The sequence below is a fragment of the Ilumatobacter fluminis genome, from assembly GCF_004364865.1.
Lineage (GTDB): Bacteria > Actinomycetota > Acidimicrobiia > Acidimicrobiales > Ilumatobacteraceae > Ilumatobacter > Ilumatobacter fluminis.
Genome location: NZ_SOAU01000001.1, coordinates 1,415,349 through 1,430,731, shown reverse-complemented (window position 1 = coordinate 1,430,731; position 15,383 = coordinate 1,415,349). Strand labels below are relative to the sequence as shown.

Here is a 15,383-nt window from a genome sequence, read left to right as displayed (position 1 = left end):
CGAGCCCCGGGCCGATCCGGTGTCGGAGCGACGCTACGGTGCAGCGCGATGCATCCGTTCCGTTTCGCCGTTCAGGGCGGGCCGTGGCGCGACCCGGCAGCCACCGTTGCCCTCGCCCGCACCGTCGAGTCGCTCGGCTACGACGAGCTCTACTCCTCCGACCACATCGGTGGGGCCGACCCGTACGTGCCGCTCGTGCACGCCGCGGCGGCCACCGAACGGATCGCGTTCGGACCGCTGGTCCTCAACAACGAGTTCCACCACCCGGCGCTGCTCGCCCGCTCCGTCGCCACCGCCGACGTCCTGAGCGGCGGTCGCATGATCCTCGGCCTCGGCACCGGTTATGCCGCGAGCGAGCACGAGGCGATCGGCCTCGAGCTCCGCCCGCCCAAGGAACGGGTCGATCGATTCGACGAGTGCGCGGCGATCCTCCGCGATCTCCTCACCGACGGGTCGTGCCATCGGACGGGCGCCCATCACGACGTCGAGCTCGACGACCTCGGTATCCGCCCGGCTCGCCCGGTCCCGATCCTGATCGGCGGATTCGGACGACGAGTCGTCGCCGTCGCCGGCCGGTACGCCGACATCTTCCAGTTCACCGGACTCGTCCATGCGTCCGACGGGTCGCCGACCGCGGGCGGCTTCGCACTCGCCGCGGTCGAGCGGCGCGCCGAGTGGCTCACCGAAGCGTCCGACGGGCGCCGGATCGAGCGCTCGGCGCTCGTGCAGGCGTGCTTCGTGGGCGACGACGCGCCGAGCGCTGCCGAGCTCGGTGAGCGGTTCGAACTCGACGAGCAGACCGTGAACGACACACCGTTCGCCTTGTCGGGCTCGGTCGATCAGATCGTCGACAAGCTCCAACGTCTCCGTGACCGCACGGGCATCTCCCACTACGTGGTCCGAGAGCCCGAGGCGTTCGCCCCGATCGTCGAGGCGCTGTCCGGTCGCTGAGCCCATTCAGGTCCCGGCGGCGGGGAGGGCGTAGCCGTACGACTGGACCTCGGTGTCGCCGATGTCGCGCCGGGCGTAGAAGTCGCCGACCGCCTTCATGACCGCACGCTGCACCGGGTCGAGATCGTGCCGCCCGTGCAGCGAGCTGACATCGATGTCGATCTCGGGCCCGCGGCGCCGAACCTCGACCTCGATCCGGTCGTCACTCGTTGCATCGGCCAGTGCGGCGGTGAACATCTCACTGACGGCGAGCTCGGCGTCGGCGCTGGCTGTGCCGAGTCGCCGGAGGGACTCGCGAACGAACCGACGGGCGGTCCCGATCGACGACACCTCGGCGGTCAGGTCGATCCGGAATCGATACGGGCGACGCTCGTCGGATCGTTCGCCGTTCCCACTGTCGTCGTCGTTCATCTCGTCACGTTCGTCTCGTCACGTTCATGCGCCACTCGGGCCGAGGGGTGCCCACCACCGCTCTGCCCCAAACGTGCCGCACGACGTTCCCGCCCGCAACCCTCGTTCGGGTGATTCGATCGGTGCGGTCAGGACGCACGTGATCCGATGGCGATGAGGCGGATGACCGGCGAGCCTCGCTCGGCTGACTCGGCGAGATCGACCTCGGCGGTGATCGCCCACTCCCCCGTCTCGTCCGGATCATCGAGTGCCTGGACGACGTGCCCGGTCGAGCGGTCGAAGCGGAACAGCGCGCTGCCGCGTGCCAACGCACCGATGCCGATCTCGTCGAACTCGAGCCAGTAGGGCGCCATCGCCTCGGCGACCGACTCCGGACCGTCCCAGAGTTCCCGGCTCGTCTCGGCGAGCAGGGCGTCGTAGCCCTGGCGCCGGGCGAGTCGCTGCACCCAGTCGAACAGGGTGTTGCGCACCATGACGCGGAAGGCCCGCTCGTCGTCGACGATCGTCCGCTCGGCGGCACCCTCGGGACGCACCTGCTCCTCGGGATCGTCGTCGGGGTGCAGGAGCCGCTCCCACTCGTCGATCAGGCTGGAGTCGACTTGGCGGACCACGGCGCCGAGCCACGCGATCACATCGTCGAGATCGTCGGTGCGGTGCTCGTCGGGCACATTCTGGACGAGCCCCTTGTACACGTCGGACAGGTAGCGCAACACCACGCCCTCCGAACGCTTCAGGCCGTAGTCCTGGACGTATTCGCCGAACGTCATCGCCCGCTCGAACATCTCGCGGGCGATCGATTTCGGTCGCACGTTGTCGCTCCCGACCCATGGGTGCCGTTGCCGGAAGCCGTCGAAGTCGGCGTAGGTCCACTCACGGTTCGGTTTCGGGTTCTCGACCTGCGCGAGCCGTTCCATGCGCTCCTCGTACTCGACGCCCGATGCCTTCATCTCCGACATCAGCTCGTCCTTGGCCCGCTTCACCTGGGCGGCGATGACCACGCCCGGGTTCTCCTGCACCGCCTCGACAATGCTGAGCACGTTGAGCGCATGGGTGACGGGATCGACGTCGCCATCGGTCGCCTCGGCCTCCGCGGCGTCGAGCCGACCGATCGCCTCGAACGCCCACAGCGACAGGGGCTGGTGCAGCGCGAACTCGTCCTGCAGATCGAAGTTGACGCGAACGGAGCGGCCCAGCTCGTCCGGCTCATCGGGGAACTCGAGCAGGTCGGCGGCGACGAGGGACCGGTAGATCGCGATCGCCCGCCGGATGTGCTGCCGCTGACGCTTCCGCGTCTCGTGATTGTCGGTCAACAGCGAACGCAGCGCCCGGCATCCGTCGATCCGCTCACCCTCCGGGTCGTCGTCGTGCTCGACGTACTCGGCCGGACGATCGAGCATCTGCATCACCATCTGGTGGCTGACCTGGAAGTGCGATTGCAACGACTCGGGCTTGCCGTTGACGAGCTTGTCGAAGGTGTCCTCGGTCCAGTGCGCGTAGCCGCGGTCGGGCTGCGACTTCTTGACGACCTTCTTGCGTCCCTTCTCCGCTGCCTTGCGCTCCGCCTCGATGTTGTCGACGACGTGAGCCGGTGCCTGCACCCACACGTCACCGGCGTCGTCGAACCCCTTCCGGCCCGCCCGCCCGGCGATCTGGGCGAACTCGCGGTTCGACAGGATGCGCACCCCGTTGCCGTCGTACTTGCAGAGCTGGGTGAACAGCACCGATCGGATCGGCACGTTGACGCCGACGCCGAGGGTGTCCGTGCCGCAGATGATCTTCAGGAGGCCCTGCTGCGCCAGCTTCTCGACCAGGAGCCGATACTTCGGGAGGAGCCCGGCGTGGTGCACGCCGACGCCGGCGGTGATGAACCGTCGGAGATCGCGCCCGATCGGCGAGTCGAACCGGAACCCGGCGAGCGCGTCACGGACGGCGTCTTTCTCCGCCTTCGTGAGCGGGTCGAGCGACACATAGCTCTGGGCGGCATCGGTGGCGTCCTTCTGCGTGAAGTGGACGAGATAGATCGGGGCCTTGCCCGACTCGAGCAGGTCGCTGACGCTGGCGTGGAGGCTGCTGGTCCGGTACTCGAAGTGGAGCGGGACCGGTCGCTGCACCGATGTCACGAGCGCGGTCTCACGACCGGTTCGTTCGGTGAGGTCGCGACGGAAGAACCCGACGTCGCCGAGCGTCGCCGACATGAGGACGAACTGCGTCTGCGGGAGTTCGAGCAGCGGTACCTGCCAGGCCCACCCCCGCTGCGGGTCGCCGTAGTAGTGGAACTCGTCGACCACGGCGACGTCGACCGGTGCCCGTCGCCCGTCACGCAACGCCCAGTTGGCGAGGATCTCCTGGGTGCAGCAGATGATCGGCGCGTCGGCGTTGACCGAGGCGTCGCCCGTCACCATGCCGACCAGGTCGGGGCCGAACTCGCGCGACAGCGCGAAGAACTTCTCGCTCACGAGCGCCTTGATCGGCGCCGTGTACACGCTTCGCTTCCCCGCCGCCAGCGCTGCGAAGTGCGCCGCCGCTCCGACCATCGACTTGCCGGACCCCGTCGGCGTGTTCATGATCACGTGGTTGCCCAGCGCGACCTCGATGACGGCCTCCTCCTGCGCCGGGTACAGCTCGATGCCGAGCTGCGCCGTGTAGTCGGCGAACCCGGCGACGACGTCGTCGGGTTCGCCGGTTCGTGGGAGGTGTTCGATGACGGGGGCAACGGGCATCACTGCCGAGGGTAGGGGGCGCGGCGGTAGGTTGCCGCCCGTGGACGAGGCGGGGCGCGACGACGAGATGCCGACGGGTGGCATCTGGTCGCCTCGGTACGTCCGGGTGACGGTCGCGAACCTCACGATCGTGGCCATCGCCGCGTTCGACGGTCTCGCCCTCGTGGCTGCACTGCCGGCGATCGCCGACGACCTCGGCGACGTCGCCTTGCTGCCGTGGGTGATCACCGCCTTCCTCGCCACCTCGGCGGTGGCCGGGATCACCGCCGGACCGGTCATCGACGCGATCGGCGTGCGCCGGACTTTCCGGGCCACCGGGCTGTGGTTCCTCGGGTCGAGTGCCCTCGCAGCGATCGCGCCGACCATGCCGCTGCTCGTCACGGCCCGTGCACTCCAGGGCATCGGCGGCGGACTCGTGATCTCGGTGGCGCTGGCGGCGGTGGGTCTCGCCTATCCGGCCCGGCTGCGGGCCCGAGCGTTCGCCGCCAACTCGCTCGTCTGGGGCGTGATGGGGTTCGGCGGCCCGGTCCTCACGGCCGCGCTGTTGGCAATCGCCGACTGGCGCATGATCTTCGTCGTCCAACTCCCGATCACCGCGGTTGCGCTGGCGGCCGGCTGGTCGACGCTGCCGTCGACCCGTGACCGACCCCAGCGGATCGTGATGGACTATCCGGGCATCGCCTTGCTCACGGTGCTCGTCGCCGTGTCGTTGGTGGCAGTGTCCCAGGTCGGCGTTCGATGGTGGGCGTTCGGTGCTGGTGCCGCCGTTGCGCTCGTCTCTGCCCTCGCGTACTGGTCGCACTCGGGTCGGATCGCCGAACCGCTGCTGGCTCGAGAACACCTCACCCGCTTCCCGCTGAAACGGGTGCACATCACCTCGGGTCTCGTGCTCGTGGCCGGATTGGCTGCCGACAACTACCTCCCGCTCTACATGCAGACCACTCGCGGCCGCTCCGAGGTGTTCGCCGCGTTCTCCGTGCTGTTCCTCACGATCGGCTGGTCGGGCGCCGCGTTCGTCGTCAGCCGACTGCTCGACCACTGGCACGAGTCGGACGCCATCCTCACCGGGACGTGTGTCATGCTGCCGGCGACCGCGCTCGCCGGCACGGCGATCGCTCTCGGATGGCCGATCCCGGTCGTGTTCGCCGCCTTCTTCCTGATGGGGTGCGCGATCGGGTTCGTCTCGACGTCGGGCCTCACCCTGCTCCAGTCGGCAGCGAGCGACGACGAGATGGGTCGCGTCAACGCTGCCCACCAGTTCATCCGGACGCTCAGCATCACCTACGGCGTCGCGGTCGGCGGAGCGATCCTGCTCCTCGTCGTCGATCGTGAGGTGGGCGACGTGGAGGTGGTGCGCGACGTGCTCGGCGGCGAGGACGTCGACCCGTCCCCGGCGACGCTCCTTGCGATCCGCGACGGGTTGGCCTGGGTGCACGTGTTCAGCGGCCTCGCCGCAATCGCGGCGATCTGGGCGGCCAGCATCCTCTGGCGCCTGGTCCGCGCCGGTCGCACCGGTCGCGCCGAGGCAACCACGGTCGACGCTCCGTAGCCTCGACGGCGATGTTCGTCGAACCAGCCGGTCTGCCCGAGGTACTCCGTGGGCGCACGCTCGTGATGGGCATCGTCAACGTGACCCCCGACAGCTTCTCCGACGGCGGCCGCTACCTCGAGGTCGACGCCGCCATCGCCCACGCCCACCACCTGATCGACGACGGGGCCGACCTCGTCGACGTGGGCGGTGAGTCGACCCGGCCGGGAGCGACACGACTCGACCCGGCCGACGAGATGAGCCGTGTCGTCCCCGTCGTCCGTGCCCTCGCCGATGCCGGCGTGCCGGTCAGCATCGACACGATGAACGCCGCAACGGCGGCAGCGACCGTCGACGCGGGTGCCCTGATCGTGAACGACGTGAGCGGCGGCCTCGCCGACCCGGCGATGCTCCACACCGTCGCCGAACTCGACGTGCCGTTCGTCTGCATGCACTGGCGGGGGCACGCCGACCGGATGAACGACCTCGCGGTGTACGACGACGTGGTCGAGGAGGTGTACGCCGAGCTGGCGGCCCGGATCGAAGCGTGCGACCGGGCCGGCGTCGCGCTCGAACGTCTCGTGCTCGACCCGGGCATCGGGTTCGCCAAGGACGCCCATCACAACTGGGCGCTCTTACACCACCTCGATCGCCTCACCGCCCTCGGGCAACCGATCCTGATCGGCTCCTCACGGAAACGGTTCCTGGGGAGCGTGCTCGCCGACCCGTCGACCGGCGAACCGCGTCCGACCGACGAGCGGGACGTCGCCACCGCAGCGGTGTCGGCGATCGCCGCTCGCGACGGTGCCTGGGCCGTGCGGGTACACGACGCTGCCATGTCTCGCGACGCGGTCGCCGTCGGTACCGCCTGGCGTCAGGGCTGAGGCAGCGCGACGACCCGCACCCGGGCGATCGCCCGACGGTCGATCGATTCGACCGTCATCTGCACGCCTTCGTGCTCGACGGTCTCGCCCACGACCGGAATCGTGCCGACCAGGGTGAGGACGACACCGGCGACGGTGGTGACCTCGTCCATCGACAGCACGATGCCGTGCTCGTCCTCGAGCTCGTACAGCGTCGTCATCCCGTCGACCGACACGGAGCCGTCGTCGTGGACGACCGATTCGGTGCGGCCGTCGTGGGTGCCCATGAGGAGCGCGATCACGTCGTCGAACGTGACGAGTCCGAGGGTGTTGCCGAAATCGTCGACCACGAGGCAGGCGTGGACCCGCTCGCGCCGGAAGCGCAGGAGGAGCCGATCGGCCGTCGTGGACGCCACGACCGTCGGCAGCGGGCGCCGCAACCCCTTGAGGTCGGTGTCGAGACCGCGCTGCCGGGCACGGATGAAGTCCTTGGCGTGGAGGAGTCCGACGACCTGATCGAGATCGCCCTCGACGATCGGGAAGCGGCTCCAGTCCGAATTCTGGAGCTGGTGCTCGATCTCGTCGGCGGTCGCCGACACCTGGAGCGTCTCGAGCTTGGCGCGTGGCGTCATCAGTTCCTCGGCGTCGCGACGCTCGAGTTCGAACACATTGTGGGCGAGGTCGCGCTGGAGCGCTCCGAGCTGACCGTCGGCGGCGGCCTCGTCGGTGACGATCTCGAGTTCCTCGCTCGTGTGGAGCGACAGTCGGGCGTCGGGCTCGGGGATCCGCAGGAGCCGCATCAGGCCGAGCGCAAGCGTGTTGAGCACCCACACCATCGGCCGGAAGATCCAGCCGAACACCCGCATGACCGGGTTGACGCGGAGCGCCGTACCTTCCGGCGACTGGAGCGCGAGCGCCTTCGGGATCATCTCGCCGAAGACCACGTGCATGTAGGTGATGCCGCTCAGGGCCACGATGAAGCCGACCGTGTGCGACGCGTCGTACGACAGGCCGAGATCCTCGAAGGGGCCGTACAGCCAGTGGGCGACCGCGGGCTCGCCGTACATGCCGAGCCCGATACTGGCGAGGGTGATGCCGAGCTGGGCGATCGCCACGTAGCCGTCCTTGCCGGTCGGCTTCTCGATCACCGATACCAGCCACTTCGCCGCACGGCTGCCGTCGTCTGCCAGCGACTTCAGGCGACCGCTGCGGGAGCCGACGAGGGCGAACTCGGCGGCCACGAACACGCCGTTGACGGCGACGAGCAGGAGGATGATCAGGATCGGGAGGGCGACCCCGGTGAACCAGTCGACGGCGATCACGACGGCTCCTCCGGCAGGTCGAAGCTCACCCAGCGGACCTCGCGGCCCTCCATCTCGTCGACCCGCACGTGGAGGCCGGCCGGCTCGAGGACTGCGACGTCGCCGACCTCGGGCAGGCGGCCGAGCGCGTGCCAGACCAGTCCGCCGACGGTGTCGATGTCGGGGATCGTGACGTCGACGTCGAACCGGTCGGCGATCGTGTCGTCGAGCACGTCGCCACGAACGACGACCCGTCCCTCGTGGACGACGATCGGTTCGCGCTCTTCGTCGAACTCGTCGCGCACCTCGCCGACGATCTCCTCGATCGCATCCTCGAGGGTGACCATGCCGATGATCGACCCGAACTCGTTGACGATGAAGGCGACGTGGCGGTTCTCCTCACCGAGCCGGGTCCACAGCTTGGGGACCGACAGCGTCTCGGCGACGGCGACGACCGGCCGCATGATCTCGTCGACGCCGGCGTCGGGCCGGTCGGCGGCGGTGAGGTAGAGATCGCGCAGGTGGACCACACCGACCACGTCGTCACCCGACTCGACCGGGAACCGTGAGTGCGGCGACTCGACGACGGCCTCGAGCGCCGCTGCCACCGTCAGGTCGTCGCGAACCGTCACGAGGCGTCGGCGTGGCGTCATGATCTCGCGGACCATGCGGTGTTCGACGTTCAGGACCCCGGCGAGCATGTCGCGCTCGCTCATGTCGATCAGGCCGCCGGCGGCGCTCTCGCCGTAGAGATCGACGAGCTCTTCCGGCGAGTGGACGTGTGCATGCCCGTGGTCGGACTTGAGGCCCCACCACTTCATGAGGGTGAAGGCCGACCCGTTGAAGATCGCCACGAGCGGGCGGAACAACAGCTGGCTGACCTTCATCGGACGGAGCGTCGCCATGGCAAGGCGCTCCGGGTAGCGCAGCGCCGCCGTCTTGGGCAACAGCTCGCCGAGCACCACCTGGAGCGACGTGACGAGGATGAGGACGACGATGATGGAGACCACCGGGGCGGCTCCGCCGAACCAGTTCTCGAACACCGGCGTCAGCTGCGCCTGGCCGTACGCACCGGCCACGAGGCTCGACAGGGTGATGCCGATCTGGCACGACGCCACGTAGTTGTCGAGCCGGTGTGGCTCGCGCAAGATCTCGAACAGGGCACGTGCCGACTTGTCACCGCGCTCGGCCTGTTCCTGCACACGGGAACGGCGAGCACCCACCGTGGCGAACTCGGCGGCGACGTAGAGAGCATTGAACGCGACCATCACCAAGATGACCACGAGTGGCAGAACTGCCGACATATCGCCGCAACGCTAGCGAGCCGAGCCGGTCGGTTGCAGCCTCTGCACGAAGAACCCTGGGCTCCGCCGGTCACCTCCCCGCCTCCGATCCCGACCGCTAGGGTTCGGGCGGTGACCCCGGCCAGCGCCATCACCGACCCCGATCGGCTCGCCGCCGTTGACGAGTCCGGATTGCTCGACAGCGAACCGGAAGTCCAGTTCGACGAGCTGACCCAGGCGGCCGCAGCGCTCCTCGGAGCACCGTTCGCGTTCATGACCACCGTCGACGATCGCCGCTCCTACTGGAAATCGACCGTCGGCGTGGACGACGGCACCCGGGAGAACGCCGTCGGCGACTCGTTCTGCCAGTACGTCATCATGCGAGAGGACGATCTGCTCGTCGACGACGCTGCGGCAGATCCGCTCACCCGCGCCAACCCGTCGATCGAGTCGATGGGCGTGCGGGCGTGGGCCGGTTGCCCGGTTCGCTTTCGCGGCCAGGTACTCGGGTCGTTCTGCGTCGTCGACGTCGAGCCGCGGGCCTGGTCGGACGAAGACCGCCGGATCCTGCAACGGCTGACCAGCATCGCGGAACGCGAGATCGAGCTCCGAGCCCAACTGGACCGTGCGAGAACGGAATCGGAACGGAACGCCCGGCTCCTCGCCGAGCACCGAGAGCTGCTGTCGACGCTCCGTGCGAGCATGCTCCCACCGTCGACGCCGAGCGTTCCCGGTGTCACCGTCGCGACGTGGCACCGTGCTGCCGCCGACGGTCACGCTCTGCTCGGCGACTTCTTCGATCTCTTTCCGCTGCCCGACCGGCGTTGGGGCTTCGCGATCGGCGACGTCTGCGGCCATGGTGCCGCAGCGGCACGACTCACCTCGCTCGTGCGCTATTCGCTGCGAGCGGCAGCAGTACACGAGTCCGACCCTGCGACGGCTCTCCAGATCGTCGACACCGCCATCAAAGCCGATCAGACCGAGTCGAACCGGTTCGCCACGGTGTTCTTCGCGACGCTCGACGCCGAGACGCCAAAACGGTTGCGGTATGCCCGAGGTGGCCATCCCGTCCCGCTCGTCCGGCGCGCCGACGGCACGACGTTCCCGATGCAGGGCGGCGACGGACCGCTCGTCGGCATCGTGACCGATCCGACGTTCCGCTCCGACGCGGTCGACCTCGGCGAGGGCGACATCGTGGTGATGTTCACCGACGGCCTGCCCGAGTGCCGACGCCCCGGAGGGCCGCAGATCGGAGTGGACGCCATTCGGATGGCGGTCGAAGATGTGCCAGTGGGCGCCGGCGCCCACCAGGTGCTCGATGTGCTCGTTGGCATGCTCGACGCTCACGCTGAGACACTCGGCGACGACGCAGCGATCGTGGTCGTCGAAGTGCGCGCCGAGGGCTGAGTCAGACGGCGAGCTTCGCCATCAGCTCCTGCTTGCGCTCCTCGAACTCGTCGAAATCGATCTGCTCGTCGTCGAAACGCTTGTGGAGGGCGGCCAGCTGGGCCAGCACCTCGTCCTGGGGCGCCACCGGTTCGTCGGGCTCGGCGGCTGCGGCCTCGGCTTCGGCGGCGCGTTCTTCCTTGCGCTCGCGCTTCGCCTCCTTCTTCTCCTGCCGCTTCTTCTCCCGCATCCGCTTCTGAAAACTCGCCTGGCTCATTCGTGCTCCTCTCGTGCCCGGTGGTCCGGCACGAAGTGGTCGCAGTCGAGGCGTCGTACGCGGGGCTCACCCGGGGCTGTCTTCGACCCTACCGACGTCAGCGCCCGGATCGGCGGCAGGCTGCTCAGGTCCCGTCGGCGAGGAGGCCCTGCGCGGCGGCGTCGATGCCGTCGAGGAGGGCGGCGACCTCGTCGGCCTCCTCCGCAGTGGCACCGTCCACGGCGGCGACGGCGGCGCGGGTTTCGGCCATCAGCGCCGCCAGCGAGGCGATCTCGGCGTCGAGCACCTCGGTGTCGCCGGTTGCCGCTGCGTCCTCGGCTGCCGCTGCCGCCGTTTCGAGGTCGTGGAAGCTGCCGTGCAGCGCCGAGGCGAACGGGCCCGAGTGGGCGGCACCGCTCATCGCGGCGATCGCGTCGCTGATCGGCGTCTCCGCCGCACCAGCCGACTCGTCGCTCGATTCGTCGTCGGCCGACTCGGCGGGCGACAAGAACGCCTGGCCGAAGACCACACCGTCATCGGTCATGCCCGTGACGAACATCGACGTGCCAGCGGGGCCGTCGTAGAGCGTCGGGAGGCTGGCTGCGTCGGCGGCGACGAACACCGATGGCGCCGCGCCGACCGATTCCCAGGCCATGCCGGCGATGCTCCCGTCGGCGGCGACGGCAGTGAGCCCCGTCCCGGTGAAGCCGGGCAGTTCGTAGCGTTCGACGTCGTAGCCGTCGTCCCCCGGTGTCGCGACGAAGGCCGGGTTCTCCTCGCTCAGGTACCACGTGTCCTCGTCGATGCCCCAGAAGCCGACGATCACACCGGTGTCGTTGATCGAGAACGGGAACAGCCGGTAGGCGTCCGGATGGGTGAGATCGGTGAAGGCGCCGCCGTCGTACACGAACCCGAGGGTTCCGAAGTCGTTGAAGCCGGTGATCAGGCCCGAGGCGTTGACATCGGTGAACCCGATGTCGGAGTAGCCGTCGCGCACGACCCGCTGGTCCTCACCGGACTCGCCGAGGACGAAGCCGGCGGTCGAGTCGTCGCTGTCGTCCACCGGTGTGCCGCCGTCGTCGGCGAGCTTGCCGACGAACGACGTCGCCCCCGTCCCGCCCCGGAGCACCGCCCACGATGCGCCGTCCATGTCGATGTCGGTGAACTCGCCCGTGGCCAGATCGAGTTCCCACGACCACTCGGTCGCCGCCGGGTCGTCGACCGGCAGGTCGCGAGACCAGCCCCAGGCCGTTCCGGAGACCGGGTCGATGTGGGAGATCGATGTGTCCTCGGCGTCGGGGTGCGACACGAAGCGGAACTCGCCGTCGACGAGCACGAACGCCGCTGATCCGTGGTCGGTGAGCGAGTCGGCGCCGACGAAGGCGCCGGCCGACCAGTCGATCGTCGGCGCCGAGGCGGCGCTGGTCGGTGGAGCCGAGTCCGCGGTCGTCGTGGCCGGGGCGGCGCTGGTCGGAGCGGGCGAGTCGGCGGTCGTCGTGGCCGAGCCGATGTCGCCGTCGTCGCTGCTACAGGCGCCGGCTACGGCGATCAGCAACAGTGCGGCCGCTCCCGCCCAGGAGCGCGCGATCGGGTTACGGGGGGTCGATGTCATGTCGGTCGACGTCATGGCGGTCGACCATATTGGAACGATTCTCATTCCTGGAAATCGATTCGAGCACATCGGCCCGTGCCAGTGCCTCGACCGAAAACGACGAAACCCCCAGGTCGACGACCTGAGGGTTTCCGGGGTGGAGCTAAAGGGAATTGAACCCTTGACCTCCTCCATGCCATGGAGGCGCTCTGCCAACTGAGCTATAGCCCCGTTTGAAGCGAAGAGCACGATAGCGCCCTCGACAGCGTTGTCACACCCCCGCCGTACGGTTTCGTCATGCGCAGCACCCGACCAGGTGACCAAGGTGTCCGCTCAGAGGCGGCGGTCGCTTCCGCATTCGTCCGAGCTGGAGCGATGGTGTACCTCCCCGCATTCGGAAGCAACGGGAGAGTCGATCTCATCGCCGAACGGTCTGGCGAGCTCGTCCGGGTGCAATGCAAGACGGCTTGCCAAGTCGGCGGCTCGCTCCGCTTCTGGACGACCAGCAACACCGGCAATCAGCCGGTTCCGTACGTGGGTGAGGTCGACGTCTTCGGGGTCTATGCGCCATCGACGGATCTTGTGTACGTCGTTCCCGCGTCGGACGTACCGACCCGCGCGTGCTTCTTGCGGGTCGAGGAGACGACGAACAGGCAGCGGGCGCGCGTCCGCTGGGCCGTGGACTACGAGCTGGGCCCGCCTTAGCCCCTACGCCGATTCAGGGGCGTCGGGTTGCCAGGGGATCGTCGGGACGTCGGTGTAGAGGCGCTCGATCTCGTAGAAGTCGCGGATCTCGGCCAAGAAGACGTGCACCACGACGTCGCCGTAGTCGACCAGCACCCACTGCTGCTCGCGTACGCCCTCCACCCGGACCGGGGCCCGGCCGAGCTCGGCCTTCATGGCCGCCTCCACGTCGTCGACGATGGCGTTGACCAGGCGCCGGTTCGAGGCACCGGCGATCACGAAGTACTCGGTGACGCCGAGCACGTCACCGACGTGGAGCACCACGATGTCGGAGCCGTGGGCGTCGTCGGCGGCACGAGCGGCGGCCAGGGCGAGCGAGCGGGCGTCTTCGTCGATCACGAGTCCGAGCCTGCCACGTCGGTGGTCTCGGGCGTCGTTCCGTTCGACGAATCGTCGTCGTCGGCCGGTGTGTCCGGCTCGGCGAGCAGGCGCAGGTACTCCCGTCCGAGCGTGATCTCGGCGTCGATCCCGGAGATCGCCACCGGCGCAACGCGGACATCGAGCTCGCCGAACACGTCGCCGTAGAGCTCCCACACGCCGTCGATCAGAGCTGCGTCGGATACCAGCACCGTCGTGCGCTCGGGAACGGTGGCGCCGGGCTGGTCGACGACCGACAGGACGTTCGTCTTCGTGAAGAGCAGCACGTCGATCGCTCCGATCAGCAGGTCGGAGCGGTTGAACCCGAGCGGTGCGGCGTCGTCGTCGGTGTAGCCGCTGGCCATCCGGACCGTCGGCCCTTCGAGCGGCGCCGCCATGCGGGACGGGGCGACCGACGCGAACACGAGCACCACCTCGCCGCGGCGGAGCGTGACGACCGACTCCTCCCAACCGAGACCGATCACGTTGGAGTACTCGACCGGCAACTGGTCGGCGACCCGATCGGGGTCGATCTGCACCGTCTCGAGCCCCCGGAACGCCACCGGGGCCGAGAACAGCCCGTCGCTGAACTGGTCGAGCCCACTGGGCGGCGCCGCGCGGGTGAACACGACGCCCTCGGGCAGCGCACCGATGCCGGCGCCGACCCGATCGGCGATCGCGTCCCACACCGCGTTGCGGATGGGGTCGAGCTGCCAGTCGGGCCCGTCACCGTTGACCGACGTGATCACCCGGTAGGCCGCCGAGGTCGACAGCACGGAGGCGCCCGCCTCGAACGTCTCCTCGGTCGCGGCGTCGGTGAAGGCGAACGGGAACAGCGTCGGCAGATCGCCGAGCGGGCCGATCAGCTGGATGAACCGCTCCTCGTCGATCACTTCGGCGACGTCGAACGACAGACCGGTCGCCTGCTCGGCCGCAGCCCGCCACGCTTCCGGCCCGTCGACCTCGAAGACCGCGCCGAGCGGCCGGAGCACGACGTTGGTACCCGACGCCGTGTCGGCACTCGAACTGATCGGGGTCAACGTTCCGCCGCGACCCTCCGGGTCGAGCACGGCGACCGCGGACGACGCCAAGCGCCCGTTGTCGTCCATCACGCCGATCAGCGCCGTCGCCGTCCACGGGAGGCGCTGCGCTTCGACGACCCGGCCGGTGTCGTCGCTGGCATCTCGCCCGGCCCGGGAGTCGGCCATCTCGACCACGGCGAACGCCCCGAGGGCACCGGTCGCGAGCAGGGCGACCAGTCCGGCGACGAGTGCGAGCCACGTGTTGCGGCGTCGCGTGCGTCGGTCGGCGGTCATGCCACACCCTCGCTGGCGTACAGCCCCCGTTCGGCGACCACGGCGAGCACCTCGTCGGTGACGAGGTAGTCGAGCGGGCGCCCGTCGTTCCACCGTGCACGCAGATCGGTGCTCGACACCTCGAGACGCGGCACCTCGACGCGAACCCAGTCGACGTCGGCGTCGAGCTCGGCGTGCTCACCGGGACGATCGACGACGACCATCCGCGAACGCGAGATCACCTCGTCGGCCCGTTCCCAGGTGCGGATGCCGGCCGCTGCGTCGTCGCCGACGACGGTGAACAACTCGGCACCGGGGTACTCGGCGCCGAGCGTCGCGAGCGTGTCGGCGGTGAAGGAGTGCCCACCGGCCTCGATCTCGTGATCGCCGGCCTCCAGACCGTCGACGTCGGCCACCGCCGCGGCGACCATCGCCAGGCGGTCGCGTGCGGGCGTGATCGGCCGCGAACCGACCTTTTGCCACGGCACGTTGTTCACCATCAGCAGCATGAGGTCCAGGTCGAGTGCGTGACGAACGTTGACCGCCGTCACCAGATGCCCGACGTGGGGCGGATCGAACGTTCCGCCGAAGACCCCGATACGCAGGGGTTTCGCGTCTCCGGGCGGCACAACCGGTCAGTCTACGCCCCGATTCTGAGAAACGACTCAGTTCGAGCCGGAGGGGGCTTGACAGGTCT

Annotated in this window: 14 protein-coding genes and 1 tRNA gene; 5 read left to right on the top strand and 10 right to left on the bottom strand. The window is 69.1% G+C overall.

Annotated elements, in window-relative coordinates; all coding sequences use genetic code 11:
- The first annotated feature begins 48 nt into the window (after nucleotides 1-48).
- Entirely contained in the window at nucleotides 49-951 is a 903-nt protein-coding gene (locus BDK89_RS06410; protein WP_133868155.1) for a TIGR03621 family F420-dependent LLM class oxidoreductase, read from the top strand.
- 6 nt (nucleotides 952-957) lie between these two features.
- Here BDK89_RS06410 and BDK89_RS06405 read toward each other — a convergent pair whose 3' ends face one another.
- Together BDK89_RS06405 and BDK89_RS06400 are read right to left on the bottom strand one after the other, a co-directional pair.
- Nucleotides 958-1,362 (bottom strand): ATP-binding protein, encoded by a 405-nt coding sequence (locus BDK89_RS06405; protein ID WP_133868154.1) that lies wholly within the window; start codon nucleotides 1,360-1,362, stop codon nucleotides 958-960.
- Nucleotides 1,363-1,490: 128 nt separating this feature from the next.
- Nucleotides 1,491-4,082 (bottom strand): DEAD/DEAH box helicase, encoded by a 2,592-nt coding sequence (locus tag BDK89_RS06400; RefSeq protein ID WP_133868153.1) that lies wholly within the window; start codon nucleotides 4,080-4,082, stop codon nucleotides 1,491-1,493.
- A 40-nt stretch (nucleotides 4,083-4,122) separates the two neighbouring features.
- Here BDK89_RS06400 and BDK89_RS06395 point away from each other — a divergent pair, with 40 nt between their 5' ends.
- A complete protein-coding gene (locus BDK89_RS06395; protein WP_166657418.1) occupies nucleotides 4,123-5,631 on the top strand; it encodes an MFS transporter in 1,509 nt (502 codons plus the stop codon).
- A gap of 11 nt (nucleotides 5,632-5,642) precedes the next feature.
- Nucleotides 5,643-6,494, top strand: coding sequence for a dihydropteroate synthase (gene folP, locus BDK89_RS06390; RefSeq protein WP_208293985.1), 852 nt, complete (start codon nucleotides 5,643-5,645; stop codon nucleotides 6,492-6,494).
- On the opposite strand, the gene BDK89_RS06385 is transcribed toward folP, so the two are convergent.
- Both BDK89_RS06385 and BDK89_RS06380 read right to left on the bottom strand, forming a co-directional pair.
- On the bottom strand, nucleotides 6,485-7,795 hold the full coding sequence (locus tag BDK89_RS06385; RefSeq protein WP_208293984.1) for a hemolysin family protein: 1,311 nt from the start codon (nucleotides 7,793-7,795) through the stop codon (nucleotides 6,485-6,487). The genes folP and BDK89_RS06385 overlap by 10 nt on opposite strands.
- Nucleotides 7,792-9,078, bottom strand: coding sequence for a hemolysin family protein (locus BDK89_RS06380; RefSeq protein ID WP_133868151.1), 1,287 nt, complete (start codon nucleotides 9,076-9,078; stop codon nucleotides 7,792-7,794). The genes BDK89_RS06385 and BDK89_RS06380 overlap by 4 nt, the downstream gene beginning before the upstream one ends.
- Nucleotides 9,079-9,189: 111 nt before the next feature.
- On the opposite strand from BDK89_RS06380, the gene BDK89_RS06375 reads away from it, so the two are divergent.
- On the top strand, nucleotides 9,190-10,464 hold the full coding sequence (locus tag BDK89_RS06375; protein WP_166657417.1) for a PP2C family protein-serine/threonine phosphatase: 1,275 nt from the start codon (nucleotides 9,190-9,192) through the stop codon (nucleotides 10,462-10,464).
- 1 nt (nucleotide 10,465) lies between these two features.
- Here BDK89_RS06375 and BDK89_RS06370 read toward each other — a convergent pair whose 3' ends face one another.
- The 3 genes from BDK89_RS06370 to BDK89_RS06360 all read right to left on the bottom strand — a co-directional run bounded on the left by BDK89_RS06370 (nucleotide 10,466) and on the right by BDK89_RS06360 (nucleotide 12,521).
- Entirely contained in the window at nucleotides 10,466-10,720 is a 255-nt protein-coding gene (locus tag BDK89_RS06370; RefSeq protein ID WP_133868149.1) for a hypothetical protein, read from the bottom strand.
- A 124-nt stretch (nucleotides 10,721-10,844) separates the two neighbouring features.
- The gene (locus BDK89_RS06365; protein ID WP_133868148.1) at nucleotides 10,845-12,326 is read right to left on the bottom strand and encodes a hypothetical protein; all 1,482 of its coding nucleotides are present in this window, start codon (nucleotides 12,324-12,326) and stop codon (nucleotides 10,845-10,847) included.
- A 122-nt stretch (nucleotides 12,327-12,448) separates the two neighbouring features.
- A tRNA-Ala gene (locus BDK89_RS06360) sits at nucleotides 12,449-12,521 on the bottom strand.
- 66 nt (nucleotides 12,522-12,587) lie between these two features.
- On the opposite strand from BDK89_RS06360, the gene BDK89_RS22655 reads away from it, so the two are divergent.
- Entirely contained in the window at nucleotides 12,588-12,995 is a 408-nt protein-coding gene (locus tag BDK89_RS22655; RefSeq protein WP_166657416.1) for a group I intron-associated PD-(D/E)XK endonuclease, read from the top strand.
- 3 nt (nucleotides 12,996-12,998) lie between these two features.
- Here BDK89_RS22655 and rsfS read toward each other — a convergent pair whose 3' ends face one another.
- Genes rsfS through nadD form a run of 3 tightly spaced genes read right to left on the bottom strand, consistent with a single transcriptional unit; the run spans nucleotide 12,999 to nucleotide 15,315 of the window.
- Nucleotides 12,999-13,373 (bottom strand): ribosome silencing factor, encoded by a 375-nt coding sequence (rsfS, locus tag BDK89_RS06355; protein ID WP_133868147.1) that lies wholly within the window; start codon nucleotides 13,371-13,373, stop codon nucleotides 12,999-13,001.
- Nucleotides 13,370-14,707, bottom strand: a complete 1,338-nt coding sequence (locus tag BDK89_RS06350) for a hypothetical protein (protein WP_133868146.1) — start codon at nucleotides 14,705-14,707, stop codon at nucleotides 13,370-13,372. The genes rsfS and BDK89_RS06350 overlap by 4 nt, the downstream gene beginning before the upstream one ends.
- Nucleotides 14,704-15,315: a nicotinate-nucleotide adenylyltransferase gene (gene nadD / locus BDK89_RS06345; protein ID WP_133868145.1), complete on the bottom strand. Its 612-nt coding sequence runs from the start codon at nucleotides 15,313-15,315 to the stop codon at nucleotides 14,704-14,706. Before nadD ends, BDK89_RS06350 begins: the two co-directional genes overlap by 4 nt.
- Between the last annotated feature and the right edge of the window lie 68 nt (nucleotides 15,316-15,383).